Source organism: Roseivivax sp. GX 12232 (genome assembly GCF_021272185.1).
GTDB lineage: Bacteria > Pseudomonadota > Alphaproteobacteria > Rhodobacterales > Rhodobacteraceae > Roseivivax.
The window spans coordinates 30,627-46,380 of the sequence record NZ_JAJSEC010000005.1 but is presented as its reverse complement, the minus strand read 5'-3'; the positions used below and the strand labels follow the sequence as shown (position 1 = coordinate 46,380).

The following is a 15,754-nucleotide window of genomic DNA, read 5'->3' as shown; positions in this document are numbered from 1 at the left end:
AGCAAGGTCAGGGCTAGCGATGATCGGTGCACACCACCCACAAGAGCGCCGGCCCAAGGGGCCGGTCCGGCGCGCGCCCGGCACCTTCGGTGCTATTCGGGCGCAAGGAGGCGGGACGTGGAAGGGGAGGGGCCTGCGCTGGTTAGATGGTGTTTGCCGCGCCTTGGGATCGGGGGGCTGATTTCCGGCGGTCTCGTGGGCTTGGCCAAGACACGGTGCGTCGCAGGACTGTATGAGATCCGGCAGCTTCGCGCGCTTGGTCAAACCTTCGTCCTGCAAGGTCATTTGGTCTGACTTCCTGCAAGGTCATGTCGCCTGTTACTCGGCAGCCGCGCGCCCAGAGCGATACCTCTCCGGTTCACGATCATCCGTGCCCCCAACCCCCCACCTTTTCCACTGGCCCCGCCCACTCCCGCGCGGCTAGAGACACCCGCATGGATCAAGCGGACGACACATTCGAGCAGGAGGCGCTCGCCGCCGGTGCAAAGCGCGTGGCGGGGGTGGACGAAGTGGGCCGGGGGCCGCTCGCGGGCCCGGTGGTCGCGGCGGCGGTGGTCTTCGACCCCGCGCGGCTGCCGGAGGGGCTCGCCGACAGCAAGCGGCTCACCGCCAAGCGCCGCGAGGCCCTGGCGCTGGCCCTGCGCGAGACCGCCGAGCTCGGCATCGGCATGGCGAGCGTCGACGAGATCGACGAGATCAACATCCTGCGCGCCTCGCATCTGGCCATGCTGCGCGCCGTCGCGGCGCTGCCCGCGCCGCCCGAGGCGCTGCTGATCGACGGCAACATGATCCCCGAGGGCTGCCCGCATCCGGCCCGGGCCATCGTCAAGGGCGACGCCCGCTCGGTCAGCATCGCCGCCGCCTCGATCCTGGCGAAATCCGCGCGCGACGCGCTCATGCGGGATTTGGCGCAACAGTTTCCGGGCTACGGCTGGGAGACCAACGCGGGCTACCCGTCGAAAAGCCACAAGGCGGCGCTGCAAAATCTCGGTGTGACCCCACACCATAGGAAGTCCTTCGCGCCGGTCCACAAGATCTTGTGGCAAGGCAAAAAGGCAAGCCTCTGATTCAAAAAAGAAATTGACCGCGAATCGGGTTTGAATCAGTCTTTGTCCATCCATTTGAGAGCGCCTAAGCGCCGGTTTATTGGGGCAGAGAAAATGACGAAGATGACCGATCTGAAGAGCGCCCCGGCGCTCCCTCTCAACACGATTCTGGACGGCGATTGCATTGAGAGGATGCAAAGCCTGCCCGAGGCCTCGGTCGATCTGATCTTCGCCGACCCGCCGTACAACCTGCAGCTCCGCGGCGAGCTGCACCGTCCCGACAACAGCCGCGTCGACGCGGTCGACGACCATTGGGACCAGTTCCAGAGCTTCCAGGCCTATGACGCCTTCACCCGCGCCTGGCTGAAGGCCGCGCGGCGGCTTCTGAAGCCCAACGGCGCGATCTGGGTGATCGGCTCCTACCACAACATCTTCCGCGTCGGCGCGGCGCTGCAGGACGAGGGCTACTGGATCCTGAACGACGTGGTCTGGCGCAAGGCCAACCCGATGCCGAACTTCCGCGGCAAGCGCTTCACCAATGCCCATGAGACGATGATCTGGGCCTCGAAGGGTGAAGGCGCGAAATACACCTTCAACTACGAGGCGCTGAAGGCCCTGAACGACGGCGTGCAGATGCGCTCGGACTGGGTGCTGCCGATCTGCTCGGGCGGCGAGCGGCTGAAGACCGCCTCGGGCGAGAAGGCGCATCCGACGCAGAAGCCGGAGTCGCTCCTGCACCGGGTGCTGGTCGGGGCGACGAACCCCGGCGACGTGGTGCTCGACCCCTTCTTCGGCACCGGGACGACCGGCGCGGTGGCCAAGATGCTCGGCCGCGACTGGATCGGCATCGAGCGCGAGGCCGCCTACCGCGAGGTCGCCGAGGCGCGCATCGCCTCGGTGCGGAAATACGACAAGGCGGCGCTCGAGACGACGCGGGCCAAGCGCGCCGAGCCGCGCGTGCCCTTCGGCACCATCGTGGAGCGCGGGCTGTTGCGCCCCGGCGAGACGCTGGTCTCGCCCTCGGGCAAGAGCGCCCGGGTGCGCGCCGACGGGACGCTGGTCGGGCTCGACGTGAAGGGCTCGATCCACCAGGTCGGCGCCCATCTCGAGGGCGCGCCCTCCTGCAACGGCTGGACCTACTGGCACTTCAAGAAGGACGGCAAGACCGTGCCCATCGACGTCCTGCGCCAGCAGATCCGCGCGGAGATGGCCGAGAAGGGCTGAGGCCCCTCGGCGGGCGGCTAACCGGCGGTCGAGGCCGCCGATGCCCGCCGCACCGGTTCACCGAATGGCTTACCGCCTGCCCGTCGTGCCTGGCGCGGCGGGCCACTGACCCCGCCCGCCTTCGTGCCGGCGGGGCTTTTTGGTTCTCGGGTGAAGGGGCTGGGCTCGGGCCCTGGCCACAGCGCCCGGCCACAGCCTTGCACCCCGCGCAACCCCGGTTTCGCCTTGCCCTTCCCGCGCCCCCGCGTTCTGGTCGGCCCGGAAAGGAGCGGGCATGGACATTCGCGGCATTCTCATGGGGCTCGCCTTCGCGGCGATGTGGTCCTCGGCCTTCACCTCGGCGCGGGTCATCGTGCAGGCGGCGCCGCCGCTGACGACGCTGGCGCTGCGCTTCCTGATCTCCGGGATCATCGCCGTGGGCATCGCCCGGGCGCTGGGCCAGAGCTGGCGGCTGACCGCGGTGCAATGGCGCGCGGTCCTGGTCTTCGGGCTCTGCCAGAACGCCATCTACCTGGGCCTCAACTTCGTCGCCATGCAGGAAGTCCAGGCTTCGCTGGCGGCGATCATCGCCTCGGCCATGCCGCTGATCGTGGCGCTGCTCTCCTGGGCGGTGCTGCGCGAGCGGCTGCCGGCGCTGGGCATCGCGGGGCTCGTCGCGGGGGTCTTTGGTGTGACGCTGATCATGGGCGCGCGGCTCTCGGGCGGGGCGGATCTTTTCGGCGTGGCGCTCTGCGTGCTGGCGGCGCTGTCGCTCGCCGTGGCGACGCTCATGGTGCGCAACGCCACCTCGCGCGGCAATGTGCTCATGGTGGTCGGCCTGCAGATGTTCGTGGGCGCGGGCGCGCTGGTGCTGCCGGCGGCCTGGCTCGAGACCTGGGAGGTCACCTGGTCCCCGGCGCTGGTGGTGGCCTTCTGGTACACGGTGCTGGTGCCGGGGGTGCTGGCGACGCTGGTCTGGTTCCTGCTGGTCGACCGGATCGGCGCGACCAAGGCGGCGACCTTCCACTTCCTCAACCCCTTCTTCGGCGTGGTCATCGCCTGGGCGCTCCTGAACGAGGCGCTGACGCTCTGGGATGCGCTGGGCGTGGTGGTGATCGCCGGGGGCATCCTGGCCGTGCAACTCGCCCGGGCGAAGAAGGCGGGGTAGGGGACGCTAGGGCTTCTGCCTCAGGAAGCGCCACAGAGGGCCCGCGCCGGTCCGGCGGGCTGGCGCTGCTCGGTCTGAGGTCCGCGGTTTATCTTGCAAGGTCAGGACGAGTTCGACCCCTCGCTCCAGCGTTGAAAGAGCGCCAGTCCGACGGGGCCGGACCGGCGCGGGCCCGGCACCTTCGGTGCTGTTCGGGCCAAGAAGGGGGCGTTGGGCTGTGATGGCGGGCGCGGGGCGGTCTGTGGGCTGACTGGGCGGGGTGCTCTTGGAGTGTCACCCGAACTGTTCCAGGGACTGATATGTCAGGGTGACTTGAGGGCTTTGAGCATCCGTCGGGCTGCCTTGCCCTTCGATTCCACGAAAAGCCAACCGAGGGCCCGCGCCGGTCCGGCGGGCTGGCGCTGCTCGGTTTGGGGTCTGCGGTTTATCTTGCAAGGTCGGGAAGACCTCGCCCCCTCGCTCCAGCGTTGAAAGAGCGCCAGTCCGGGCGGGCCGGACCGGCGCGGGCCCGGCACCTTCGGTGCTATTCGGGCCAAGGAGAGGGCGCCACTCAAAAGAAAAAACCCCCGCGGTTCTCACCACGGGGGGCTCTCAGTCCAAGTGTGGGGCGGCTCCCGCCGGCTCCGGCGGTTTGCGATCTTGACGCCCGCGCCCCTCGGGCGGACTTGCGGTCGGGCGGCCCCGCGGCCTGTGCCGCGAAGACGCCCTAACCATGTCTCAGGCCACCAGCTTCGGGGCTTCCTGGCCCTTTCCCATGAAGGTGTCGTGCAGGATCTTCACGCAGGCGTCGCGGTCCTCGCGGTCGACGACGAACTGGGCGTCCACCGTGCGCGTGGTCTGATGCGCCGAGATGACGTCGATCTTGCCCTCGCGCAGCGCGGCGAGGCCGCGTTCCAGTACGTGCAGCCCGCGCAGGTCCCGGCCGATCACCGAGGCGATGGCGGTCGAGCGGATGTTGATGTCGGAGTTCGGATAGGCCTCCGACAGCTCGTTCTCGACCGAGCGCATGGCGCTCAGGGGCGCGTCCACGTAGTGCGTGATGGTATTGGCGTTCGAGGTTTTCGACACGATCCGCAGCCCGTGCTTGGTCAGCACCTGCAGCGTCTTGGCGTCGTAGCCCTTCACGCCGACCATGTCCTGCTCGAAGAGCTCGAGCGCGAAGACATCGACGCCGCAGACGATCTCGGCCACGCCCTTCTCGGCTTCGGCCTCGTCGATCAGCGTGCCGGGGTCATGCGGCTCGAAGGCATTGGTCACGCGCAGCGGCACCTCGGCCTGGCGCAGCGCCTTGGCGGCGGTCGGATGGATTGCCTCCATGCCCATGTTCGAGAGCTGGTCGGCCACGTCGTAGTTGGTGTGACCGAGCTTGCGCACGTTGTCCTCGCCGACGAGCTTGGGGTCGGCGGAGGAGAGGTGGAACTCCTTGTGGATGATCGCCTCGCGCGCCTTGGTCAGCGCCGCGATCTGGCTGAAGGTCACCTCGGAATAGCCGCGGTCGAACTTGTTCATCAGCCCTTCGGCGCATTGCGCGTAGCCGGTCACGATCGGCATCTCGCTGTCCACGTCCACATCGGTCAGCCCGTCGAGGATGCGCTCGTCGAGCGTCATCTCGCGCTCGTCGCGCCAGCCCGAGAGGTCCACGAAACGCGCGTTGATGCCGTGGCGGCGCAGCAGGAGCGAGGTGACATAGGCGGAATGCGCCTCACCCAGCCCCGAAAGCAGCTCGCGCGTCACCTGCATGTGCTGCGACAGGCGGAAATGCCCGTAGGAGCACAGCCGGTGCAGGTCGATCAGGCAGTTGCGCGCGCCCTCGATCCGCTCGCGGACGAAATCGTTGGCGTCGCTCTTGTCGGCGGCGTGGTCGAGCAGCGCGTCATGCGCCTCGCGCATCGCACGGTCCACCTTGGAGAGCGCGCCCATCCAGCCGTGCTCCTCGGTGTTCTCGGCGAACTGGGCGTAGACGCCCGCCTCGCCGGTCTTCTTGTGCTCGAGCAGCTGGTTGGTGATCCCGCCGAAGGCCGAGACCACGAAGATCCGGCCGTAATCCGGCGCATCCACCTTGAACAGCGGCTGCAGGAGCTCGTCGATCCGCGACATGGAGGTGCCGCCGATCTTCTCGACCGTGTGGTTCTTGAAATCGATGGAAGTCATCTGATGCCTCGAAATGGTTTAGGCCACCTCGTCCGGCGCGGCGTAGGAGCCATCCTCGCGATGAACCTCCTTGCCCGTCACCGGCGGGTTGAAACAGCAGGCGAAGGCGAAATCCTCTTCGCAGCGCAGGGTGTGCTTGTCGTGCTTGTCCAGCGCGTACATCACGCCCGGGGAGATCTCGTGGACCTCGCCGGTGGCGAGATCCTCGATCGTGCCCTTGCCCTTGATGCAGTAGACGCTCTCGAAGTGGTTCTTGTAGTGGAACGTGTGCTCCGAGCCGGCCTTGATGTGGGTGATGTGGAAGGAGAACCCCATCTGGTCGTCCGCCAGCAGCATCCGGACCGAGGTCCACTGGGCGTCGGACACCGCGCGGTCGGTGCCGAAGAGCTTGTTTTCGTCGCGAATGATCATACTGGTTACTCCGCTGCGATCTTGGTTTCGCCCGCCGCGTCGCGCGCGGCCTCGAGCAGGATGTCGAGCCCTTTCTGCAGGGTCTCGTTCGGCACGTTGAGCGCGACCAGCACCTTCACGACCTCGTCGTCGGCGCCGGAGGTCTCGATGATGAGGCCTTTCTCGAAGGCGCGGGCGCAGATGTCCGAGGCCAGCTCGCCGCCGCCCACGTCGACACCCTGCATCATGCCGCGGCCCTTGAGGCGCGCACCCGGGATCAGGTCGGCCACGGCCTGCAGACCGCTGGTCAGCAGCAGGGCCTTTTCCTGGATCTCCGACTGGAAGGCGTCGTCTTTCCAGTACTTCTCGAGCGCCACCCGGCCGGTCACGAAGGCATGGGTGTTGCCGCGGAAAGTGCCGTTGTGCTCGGCCGGCTTCCAGATGTCATGCGCCGACTTGATCAAGAGGCAGGCGAAGGGCAGGCCGAAGCCCGAGAGCGATTTCGCCTGGGTGATCATGTCGGGCTCGATGTCCATTCCCTCGAAGGAGAAATAGGTGCCCGAACGGCCGCAGCCGGACTGGATGTCGTCGATGATGATCATCGCGCCATGCTCGCGGGCGAGACGGGCGATGCCCTCGATCCATTCCTTGGAGGCGGCGTTCAGGCCGCCTTCGCCCTGGATCGGCTCGAAGATGAAGGCCGCGGGCTTGTCGACGCCCGAGGAGGTGTTGTTCAGCATCATCTCGATCTGGCTGAGCGTGTCGACGTCGTCGCCGAAGGCACCGTCGTAGGGCAGATGCGTCACGCCGCAGAGGCCGCCGCAGGAGTTGCCCGCGCCGGCGCGCTTGCCGGCGTTGCCGGTCAGCGAGAGCGCGCCCATGGTCATGCCGTGGAAGCCGTTGGTGAAGGAGATGATGTTGCGGCGGCCGGTGACCTTGCGGGCCAGCTTCATCGCCGCCTCGACGGCGTTGGTGCCGGTCGGGCCGGTCATCATGATCTTGTAGTCGTCCATGCCGCGCGGCTTGAGGATCAGGTCCTCGTAGGCCTCGAGCCACTTGGCCTTCTCGACCGAATACATGTCGAGGCCATGCGCGATACCGTCATCGGCGATATGCGCGACGAGCGCCTCTTTCATGTCGGGGTCGTTGTGGCCGTAGTTCAGCGAGGAACAGCCGGCGAGGAAGTCGATGTAGGTCTTGCCTTCGGTGTCGGTCATTTCCGAGCCCACGGCCTTGGTGAAGACCGTGTCGAAGTTGCGGCAGTAGGAGCGCGCCTCGGATTCGCGGCGTGCGAAGATGTCTTTCTTCGGGGTGGACATAGCTCGTCCTTTCGCTTGGGAGAGAGTCAGTTCGGTCGCGAGGATGCGCGCGGTTCAGGCCGCGTTCTGCGTGATCGCCTCGCGGAAGGTGATCGTGACCATGTGTTCGGTCGCGTGCTCACCGTTGAAGTGGGTGTCGCGGGTGAAATGCGCCTCGGATTCGAGGATCGCGTTGTTCTTGTTCGCGAACTTGGTGAAGAGGGCCCAGGACGCCTCGTTGTCGAGCGTGATGGTGGTCTTCATCCGCTTGCAGTCGGAGGCTTCCTCGCGCGCCATCAGCGCCGAGAGCATCCGCGTGCCGAGCCCGATGCCACGGGCCTTCGCGGAGACCGCGACCTGCCAGACGAACATCGAATCCGGGTCCTGCGGGGTGATATAGGCGGAGATCCAGCCGACGATGTCGCCGTCCAGCTCGGCCACCACGCAGGTGTCACGGAAGTGGTCTGCCTGCAGGAGGTTGGCATACATCGAGTTCTCGTCGAGCGGCTTGCACTCGCGGATGAGCTCCCATATCGCGGCGCCGTCCTCGCGGACGGGCTTGCGGAAGGTCACGGTGCCCTTGGTCTCGGTGTCTTGCAGTCTCTGCACGGGTCTGGCCCTCTGGTCTTTCGTCATTTGCTTAGTGTGGCTAAATATAGAGGGCCTGCCTCATACTTCAACCTGCTAAGTAATTTTCTTCGGAGGGCGCTGCGCACCCCTGTCGGACAGGCCAAAGCTGGCGTAGGGCAGCAAAAAATCGAGCTAAAAAGCGCCCGCGGAGCGATCACAAACCCGTGATAATAGGTTTTTTCAAAGATTGTCGGCGAAATCATCTTGTGGCAAAGCATAGTAAGCCTAACTAATTGTCATGTTCGATGAACCGGCAATGCAAACTATCGCGGGGCGCTGCACCTTGCTTGGACGCAAGGACAGGGGCCGCGGGACGAAGACGGAACTGACGATGGACCGCACCGACACGAGTCTCGTTGCTCTCAGGCGCATTCTGCGTGCGACCGAGCTTTACGGTCGCGACCTCGCGCGCGACGTGGGGCTGACCGCGGTGCAGCTCAGGGTCCTGCAGATTGTCGCCGAGAAGGGCAATTGCCATCCCTCCGAGATCGCCACGCGCATGGGCGTCAGCCAGGCGACGATCTCGGTCATCATCAAGAAGCTCGAGGCGCTGGGCGTCCTGGCCCGGCACCAGTCGGTCGGCGACCGCCGCCAGATCGACCTGACGGTGACGCCCGAGGGCGCCGAGCGGCTGACCTCCGCGCCGGACGCGCTGCAGCAGCGCTACGTGCAGAAGTTCGAGGCGATGCCCGACTGGGAGCAGTCGATGATCGTCTCGGTGCTGGAGCGCGTGGCGAACATGCTGGACGACGGCGAATACGACGCCTCGCCGGTGCTGGCCATGGGCGAGATCGCCCGGCACGACACCGCGCCGGCGCGGCGGAAGATCGCGAATAGCTGAGGGGTTTGCGGTGGGCCGCTGCGGGGCGCTGAGCGGGCAGGGGGAGCTTTGCCGCTGACAGGCCGCGTATCGCTGCGCGCTGACGCCGCAAGCCACACAGCCGAACATCAAACCAATCTCTGATAGCTGAGCGCAGAGGATGCGCGCCGAGAATGCCCGCCGCATCATGCGAGCACCGCGAGGCTTCGAGCTCCTTTTGCGCGACCACCCCCCTTGTGCGCGACCACCCCATCGAACAACGGCAACCACCCAAGCGCGGAGGGCGCGCGCCGGACCGGGGGCCGGCGCTGCCGACCTCCGAGCTATGCGCTTTATCCACGCAAGATCAGGGCTAGAGAACCGCTATGCGCGCCATCCCCAGGAGCGCCGGCCCAAGGTGCCGGTCCGGCGCGCGCCCGGCATCTGCGATGCTATTCGGGCGCAAGAGTGGCGTGGGTGGTTGCTGGATTTAAGAAGGGCCGAGCGGGTGGTGCTGTCTGCCGCGGGTCGTTTCCGCTCCTTTGGGCGCAAGGTGACGGCCTTCGGGCGCAGGGTTAGGGTCTTCCCGGGACGGGCAGGGGGGAGGGAGCAGGCCGCGCAGGTCTGGCAGATCGGGTAGGCGGCGGGCCGTGCAAGTCCGGCCTATCGCTCCCGCTATTCAGTCTGCTTCCGGCCCTCACCCCGACCAGTCCAAACCAACCCCAGCCCCCTCAATAATCCCGCTCGTAATACAGCCCCACGCCGGTGTTCCCGGTCGAGGACACCGTCCCCCGCGCGGTCACCGAGTCGGTGATCTCGAGGTTCAGGTTCACCTCGGTCTCCCCGGTGCTGTTCACCGTCACGTCGGTATAGGCGTTCTCGCCAATGTATTTCCCGACGCTGACCGCGGTGGAGCCGTCCTCGGAGGTCTGCAGGTCGAGGTTGTCGAGCCCGGTATTGGCCCGCAGCGTCTCGGTGATGCCGGGGCCCCCGCCCGAAAGCGTGTTGATCGCCGCGGCGATGCGCAGGGCCTGGAAGGCCGAAATCTCGGACAGGTCGCGGCCGAAGAGCAGCAGCGCCAGCACCTCTTCCTGCGGGCGGTCGGGCGTCGAGGCGAAGCTGACTTCGGGGTCCGAGGCCGCGCCCTCGATCGTCACGCTGATCTGGGTGTCGCCGCTCTGGGTCAGCGCCACAACCCGCACGAAGGGATTGAAGTCGCCCTCGAGCGAGACCGTCGCCTCGTCCAGCTCGATGCGCTGGCCCAGGATGTCGAGCCGCCCGCGGATCAGCTCGAAGCGGCCCTGCGGCACGACGTTTTGCGTGGTGCCGCCGACGCGCAGCTCGCCGCCGACCTCGGCGTCGAGCCCGCGGCCACGGATGAAGATCCGGCTCGGGGCCGAGATCACCAGGTCGAGCCCGTAGTTCAGCCCGCCGCCGCTCTGGGTCTGTTCCTCGGGGCGTTCCACGAGGCCCGCGCGTTCCAGCGTGCGGCGCACCTCGGGGTTGGCGTTGCGGTGCTCGATCGGGAAGTCGAGCGTCTGGATGCCGCCGCCCGAGGGGATGCGCACCTCGGTCTGGTCCAGCTCCACCCGGCCCGAGAGCGTCGCGGTCGAGGCCAGCGGACCGCTCAGGCGCAGCCTGCCGTCGAGGTCGGTCTGGTAGAGGCCCGGATCGGCGGCCACCACGTCGTCGAGGATGACGCTCAGATCGCCGTTGAAGGGCGCCGAGAGCGTCACCGGGCCGGTCACCCGGATATCGCCACCCGAGGAAACATCGCTCCGAAGGTCAATCTCGGCCCGGCCGCCGCCCAGGCGGATGTCGGCGTTGATGTCCTCGAGCGCGAGGTTCTGCGCGGGCACGGTGAACTGCGCGCCGCGGGTGCTGACAAGGCCCGAGACGGCCTCGAGCCCCGGTGCGCCGTTCACGCTGAGGTCGAAATTGGCGGTGCCGCCCACGAGGTTCGGCGCGAGGAAGGGATTGGCCAGCCCCAGCGGCGCGGCCCCGGTCACGTCCAGGTCGACCCGCGAGGCATCGGGCGCCAGGCTGCCCGAGACATTGGCCCGCGTGTCGCCCGGCGCGGTCAGCGCCGCGTCCACGCGCCAGTCGCCGCCCGAGGTCTCGGCGCTGCCGCGCGCGGTGGCCGGGCCGGTGAAATCGGGCACGAAGAGGCCGAGGTTCGCCAGCGCCAGGTCGTAGTCGATGCGCCCGCCATCGGCGCCATAGGTGCCGCTGGCATTGGCCTCGAGCTGCGGCGTGTCGAGATCCAGCCGCTCGATGCGGAAGTTGCCCTCGGCGGTGCGCCCGCCGGTGAAGGACAGATCCGTCACCCCGCCGCGCAGGAGCTGGTCGACCGGCGCGATGCCGGTGGCGAGGCTCGTCGCATCGGCGTCGAGCGTCAGATCGGCGGCCCCGGTCGTGAGGTCGTAACTCCCCGAGGCCTGCGCCTCGATCGCGCCGGACAGTGCCTGCCCGGTCAGCCCCGCATAGGGGCGCAGCGTGTTCACCCGCAGCGCCAGCTCGCCCATGACCGACTGCGGCACCAGGTCCTCGACCCGCGCGGTGCCGTCGAGATCGGCCACAAGCCCGCCCGGCCCGTCGGCGTCGAGCGTGAGGTCCCAGTCCTCGCCCCGCTGCCGCGCGCTGCCGCGCAGGGTCGCGGCGCCGGACATGGCGGGCAGCACGTCGCCCAGCTCGCTCAGCCGCAGGTCGAGGTCGAAGGCACTGTCGCTCTCGCGGTAGGCGCCCTCGGCGCTGGCGGTGATGCGCTCGCCCGCGATGCGCAGCTCCCGCAGAAGGATCGCCGCCTCGGAATAGGTGCCGTCGACGCTGAAGCGCGTGCGCCCTTCGAGCAGCCGGTCGGCCTCGGCCACGCCGGTCAGCGGGTCGGTCACCGCGCCCGAGGCGTTGAGGCTGAAGACCGTCTCGGTCAGATCGGCGCTGCCCTCGGCGGTCAGCTCCGCGGCGCCGCCCAGCTCGCGCCCGGCGATCCGGGAATAGGCCGAAAGGTCGTCCACATCGGCGGTCAGGCTGCCGCCCAGCGTGGTGAGCTGCCCCTCGACCAGCTTCAGCGCCGCGTCGACGACCGCCTCGGCGCCGCCGGGCCCCGCGAGGTCGCCGCTGATCTGCCAGTCCTCGCCGGCGTTGCGCGCGGTGCCGTCGAATTCCAGCGGACCGCTCAGCTCGGGCAGGATCTCGGAAATCTCGGCGATGCGCAGCGCCAGCTCGGCGTTGCCGGTCGCGCCGCCGAGCCGCCCGTTGGCCTCGAGGCTGGCCTCGGGCGCCGAAAGGTCCAGCGCGCGGATCAGGATGCCCGCCTCGTCGCGCCGGGCGCTGAGGCTGAGCGCGGTCTCCCCGTCAAGCAGCCGGTCGGCCTCGGGGATGCCGGTCACGAGGTCGGTGACCCGGGCGTCGAGATCGGCGTCGAAAGCGCCCGAGATCGGCTCGACCCGGCCTTCGACGCTGGCCCGCGCGCCGCCCGACAGCTCGCGCCCGGCCAGCGCGGAGAAGCGCGCGATATCGTCGGTCTCGACGTCGAGCGCGCCTTCGATGGCGATGTTCAGATCGTCGGTCAGCCCCGAGATGTCGAGCGCGCCCGCCAGCGCCAGCCCGGCGCCGTCGAGGTCGATCTCGGTCAGCCGCAGGGGCTCGTTCTCCTGGTAGGAGAAGCGCACCAGCCCCGAGAGCGTACTGCCCACGGCCTCGGCCAGCGAGGGATCGGCGAAGGCCAGCGCCTCGGCGCCCAGGTCGAAGCGCCCCTCGACCCGGCCGATGGCGCTGCCGTCGCCGCGCGCCAGCGTGCCGTCGCCGTCAAGGCGCAGGGCCTCCGCGGCCAGCGTCGGGCGGTCGAGTCCCGCGACCTGGATGTCGGCGCGCCAGCTTTCGCCCGCCTCGGCGTCGTATTGCACGTTCAGCTCGGCGCGGTCGACGCGGGTGACCTCGCCGGGGATCGGCAGCTGGATCGGCTGGCCGTCGCGCCCGGCGATGTCGCCGGTCAGGTCGATCAGGCGGGGCCATTTGTCGGGACCCAGCGCGATCTGCCCGTCGATGTTGATCGCCTCGGAGGCCAGCGACAGCGTGTCGATGTTGAGCGCGCCGCTTTCCAAGCTCTCGCCCGCCACCGCGAGGCTGAGGTCGGCGCCGAAGAAGGCGCGGTTCTCGGGCGTCAGGAGCGGGCGGATGTCGCCGGCCAGATCGACGGTGAAGCCGGTGCCCGGGGCCTCGCCCTCGAGCGCGCGCACCGCGACCCGACCCGAGAGCCGGTCCTGGCCTTCGGTGGCAAGCTGCAGGTCGGCGGCGAAATCCGACAGCGGGCCTTCGCCCTCGACCGAAAGCGCCAGCGCGGGCTCGCCCGGCAAGCCGATCAGCCCGGCGACGATGCCGCCTTCGGGCTCGTCCAGCGCGAGGTCGACCGAGAGGGTGTTGCTCTCGTTGGCGTAGGAGCCCTCGAGGGAGATCTCGCCCCCGCGGTCGAGCCTATCGACCGAGAGCGCCACCTCGCCTTCGCCGCCCGCGAGGCTTGCCGAGCCCTCGAGCGCGATGACCGCCGCGGTGCCCATGACCTCCGCGCCGAGTTCGACCCGCTCGGCGGCGATCCGTCCGATCTCGACCGAGACGGGCAGCTCGGGCAGGGAAAAGGGCTTGGCCTCGGCCTCGGGCAGCTCTTCGGCCGCCTCGCCGCCCTGGGGCAGGCGCGGCATGAGGATTTCCTCGGCCACCAGCTCCTCGACCGAGACCCGCCCGCGCAGAAGTGCCGCGCGGTTCCAGTCCAGCTCGACCCCGCGCAGGGTCAGCCAGGGGCCCTGGGCGTCCGAGATGATCAGCTCTTCCAGCGAGGCCACCGAGGAGAGCGCCCCCTCGAAGCCCACGATGTCGACGTTGAAGCCTTCGCCCGAGAGGTTGTCCTCGATCAGCGCCTCGAGGCGTCCGCGGTCGTCGGAGCCCTGGGCCATGAGCGGGGCAGGGGCGGCCAGGCCGAAGCCCGTCGCTGTGGCAAGGGTGAGGGCGGTCAGATGTCTCAAAAGGCTTGTCCGATCCCGATGTAGAATTGCACGCCGTCGCCGGTCTCTCCGCCGGCGGGGCCGGCCACGTCGAAGCGGATCGGGCCGATCCCGGTCTGGTAGCGCACGCCGATGCCGGCGCCCGCGTGCCATTGGCCCGAGCCGTCATAGGCGCTTTCCGCGCCGATGTAGCCGGTGTCGTAGAAGCCCACGAGGCCGAGGTTCTCGGTCACGTCGCGGCGGTATTCGGCCGAGAGGCCGAGGAAGCTGCGCCCGCCGATCTCGTCGCCGCCGCCAAGGTCCACGGTCAGCGAGCGGAAGGGCTGGCCGCGCACGGTGCCGCCGCCGCCCGAGGTATAGAGGAAGTCCGGCGGCGCGTCGGTCAGCTCGGGCCCGACCACCGAGCCGAGCTGGATGCGCAGCGCCGCGACATTGGGGTCGTCTTCGCCGAAGCCCCAGTAGCCGCGGGCGTCGATGTCGAACTTCACGCCGTTGTCGGTGCTGTTCAGCCCCAGGAAGGGCGTCGCCGAGGCGGTGACGTAATAGCCGCTCTTGGGGTTCAGCTCGTTCGAGCGGGTGTCATAGGTCAGCGTCCCGGGCAGGGTCAGCAGCAGGAACTCGCGGGTGCCGAGGTCGTCCTCGGTCTCGGAGTAGCGAAGCCCCAGGCCCAGTTCCGAGGTCAGCCGGTCCGACAGCCGCCGGGTCGCGCCGACGCCGAACTCGGCGCGGTTGGAGAGATAGGTCGGCTCGTCCTCGCGCGACAGCGAGGCGCGGATGTAGCCGTCGGTCTCGGCGCCGTAGACCGCCGGGATGTCGAGCCGCCCGGCGATGGAATAGTCGAGCCCGCTTTCGGCGCTGCCGATGTTGGAAATGTCGCCGTCGAAGCGCAGCCGCTCGGCGCCGCCGAAGATGTTGCGGTGCAGCCAGAAGGCGGTGAGCGCGCCGCCCTCCTGGGTCGAGAGCTCGGCGCCGAAGCCGATGCGGCGGGGTTTGCGGTCGCTGACCGCGAGCCGCATGTCGAGCCTGCCGTCGGCGCCGGGCGTCTCGGCCTCGGTCATGGTGACCGAGGAGAAGGCCCCGGTGCGGCGCAGCCGGTTGACCACCCGCTCGACGTCGTCGGGATCGAAGCGCGCGCCCTCGGGGAAGCCCGCGATGCGCCGGATCGCGGCCTGGCGCACGTTGCTGTCGGTGGTGACGACCATCCGCCCGAAGTTGAGCCGCGGGCCGGGGTCGATGCCCACCGCCACGTCGAGCCGGGCGATGTCGTGGAAGGCCACCGCGCGCTGGCTTTCGGTCCGCGCCTTGGCGTGGCCGCGCTGGCGCCAGCTTTCGATCGTGGCCGAGACCGCCTCGCGGATGACGCCGGTCTCGGCGGGCTGGCCGGGCGCGAAGCCCTCGGGCAGCTCGGTGCGGCTGTTGGTCGGGCTGATCTCTGCCTCGCGGAAGCGGAACTGCGGGCCGGTGTCGATGCGGATCACCGCCCGCGAGAAGCCCTGCGGCAGGTTCAGGAGCGCCAGCTCCGAGGCCTCCTGGCCGTCGAGCGCGATGCCCACGGTGCCGCTGTAATAGCCCGCGTCGTAGAGCGCCTGCACGGCGGTGCTGTAATCGGCCAGCGCCGCGGCGGCCACGTCCTGGGGCGCCTCGATGCCTTCGGAGACCGCGACGGTCAGGCGCGAGAGGTTGGAGATCGCCGTCTCGATCCGGGTCTCGACCTCCTCTGAGGGGCCCTCGACGCGGATCTCGACCTCCTCGAGCGCCGCCGCCGGCAGCGTCCAGAGCATCAGCCCCAGCCCCGAGACCGCGGCGCGTTTCACCCAATCCTGCACCAAGAGCACTCTCCCCCTCTGGGCCGGTCTGGCCCGGAATCGTCCCGAAGCCTATCGGCGCGGGCTCCGGGCTTCCAGCCTCGGGACCCGGCTCAGCGATCACATCTGGCTATGTGTCGCAGGGCAAGCTGGGGTTGGGAGGGGGCGCGGCAAGGGCGCGCGGCGTGGGAAAGTGACGCGGGGGGAGGTTGGGAGCGTGGTTTGAGGAGTGCTTGGTTACGAGCGATGGGGAAGGAGCTTGGGGCG

At 68.9% G+C, this 15,754-nt stretch carries 10 protein-coding genes; 4 read left to right on the top strand and 6 right to left on the bottom strand.

The annotated features are described in order from the left end of the window. The first annotated feature begins 434 nt into the window (after positions 1-434). From LR948_RS10330 to LR948_RS10320, 3 genes are all read left to right on the top strand, one after another. A complete protein-coding gene (locus tag LR948_RS10330) occupies positions 435-1,067 on the top strand; it encodes a ribonuclease HII (protein ID WP_232753939.1) in 633 nt (210 codons plus the stop codon). A 93-nt stretch (positions 1,068-1,160) separates the two neighbouring features. Further along, the gene (locus LR948_RS10325; protein WP_370634932.1) at positions 1,161-2,270 is read left to right on the top strand and encodes a site-specific DNA-methyltransferase; all 1,110 of its coding nucleotides are present in this window, start codon (positions 1,161-1,163) and stop codon (positions 2,268-2,270) included. Between the two features lie 274 nt (positions 2,271-2,544). After that, positions 2,545-3,417, top strand: a complete 873-nt coding sequence (locus LR948_RS10320; protein ID WP_232753937.1) for a DMT family transporter — start codon at positions 2,545-2,547, stop codon at positions 3,415-3,417. A 717-nt stretch (positions 3,418-4,134) separates the two neighbouring features. Here LR948_RS10320 and LR948_RS10315 read toward each other — a convergent pair. From LR948_RS10315 to ectA, 4 genes are read right to left on the bottom strand one after another with little or no spacing between them, the layout of a single operon-like run. After that, the gene (locus LR948_RS10315) at positions 4,135-5,568 is read right to left on the bottom strand and encodes an aspartate kinase (protein WP_232753936.1); all 1,434 of its coding nucleotides are present in this window, start codon (positions 5,566-5,568) and stop codon (positions 4,135-4,137) included. A gap of 18 nt (positions 5,569-5,586) precedes the next feature. Continuing rightward, positions 5,587-5,979 (bottom strand): ectoine synthase, encoded by a 393-nt coding sequence (locus tag LR948_RS10310; protein ID WP_232753935.1) that lies wholly within the window; start codon positions 5,977-5,979, stop codon positions 5,587-5,589. Between the two features lie 5 nt (positions 5,980-5,984). After that, the gene (gene ectB / locus LR948_RS10305) at positions 5,985-7,277 is read right to left on the bottom strand and encodes a diaminobutyrate--2-oxoglutarate transaminase (RefSeq protein ID WP_232753934.1); all 1,293 of its coding nucleotides are present in this window, start codon (positions 7,275-7,277) and stop codon (positions 5,985-5,987) included. A 54-nt stretch (positions 7,278-7,331) separates the two neighbouring features. Beyond that, on the bottom strand, positions 7,332-7,865 hold the full coding sequence (gene ectA / locus LR948_RS10300; RefSeq protein WP_370634931.1) for a diaminobutyrate acetyltransferase: 534 nt from the start codon (positions 7,863-7,865) through the stop codon (positions 7,332-7,334). A 352-nt stretch (positions 7,866-8,217) separates the two neighbouring features. Here ectA and LR948_RS10295 point away from each other — a divergent pair, with 352 nt between their 5' ends. Next, positions 8,218-8,727 carry a MarR family winged helix-turn-helix transcriptional regulator gene (locus LR948_RS10295; protein ID WP_232753933.1) on the top strand — a complete coding sequence of 170 codons (510 nt, stop codon included), beginning with the start codon at positions 8,218-8,220 and terminating at the stop codon, positions 8,725-8,727. Positions 8,728-9,416: 689 nt separating this feature from the next. Here the strand turns inward: LR948_RS10295 and LR948_RS10290 are convergent. Next, a complete protein-coding gene (locus tag LR948_RS10290; protein WP_232753932.1) occupies positions 9,417-13,703 on the bottom strand; it encodes a translocation/assembly module TamB domain-containing protein in 4,287 nt (1,428 codons plus the stop codon). Then, the gene (locus LR948_RS10285; RefSeq protein WP_232753931.1) at positions 13,700-15,508 is read right to left on the bottom strand and encodes a BamA/TamA family outer membrane protein; all 1,809 of its coding nucleotides are present in this window, start codon (positions 15,506-15,508) and stop codon (positions 13,700-13,702) included. Before LR948_RS10285 ends, LR948_RS10290 begins: the two co-directional genes overlap by 4 nt. Positions 15,509-15,754: the final 246 nt, after the last annotated feature.

Bases quoted from the DNA above. Each gene is read 5' to 3' on its own strand.
- LR948_RS10330 (WP_232753939.1), top strand. From the start codon at position 435: ATGGATCAAGCGGACGACACATTCGAGCAGGAGGCGCTCGCCGCCGGT.
- LR948_RS10325 (WP_370634932.1), top strand. From the start codon at position 1,161: ATGACGAAGATGACCGATCTGAAGAGCGCCCCGGCGCTCCCTCTCAAC.
- LR948_RS10320 (WP_232753937.1), top strand. From the start codon at position 2,545: ATGGACATTCGCGGCATTCTCATGGGGCTCGCCTTCGCGGCGATGTGG.
- LR948_RS10315 (WP_232753936.1), bottom strand. From the start codon at position 5,568: ATGACTTCCATCGATTTCAAGAACCACACGGTCGAGAAGATCGGCGGC.
- LR948_RS10310 (WP_232753935.1), bottom strand. From the start codon at position 5,979: ATGATCATTCGCGACGAAAACAAGCTCTTCGGCACCGACCGCGCGGTG.
- ectB (WP_232753934.1), bottom strand. From the start codon at position 7,277: ATGTCCACCCCGAAGAAAGACATCTTCGCACGCCGCGAATCCGAGGCG.
- LR948_RS10295 (WP_232753933.1), top strand. From the start codon at position 8,218: ATGGACCGCACCGACACGAGTCTCGTTGCTCTCAGGCGCATTCTGCGT.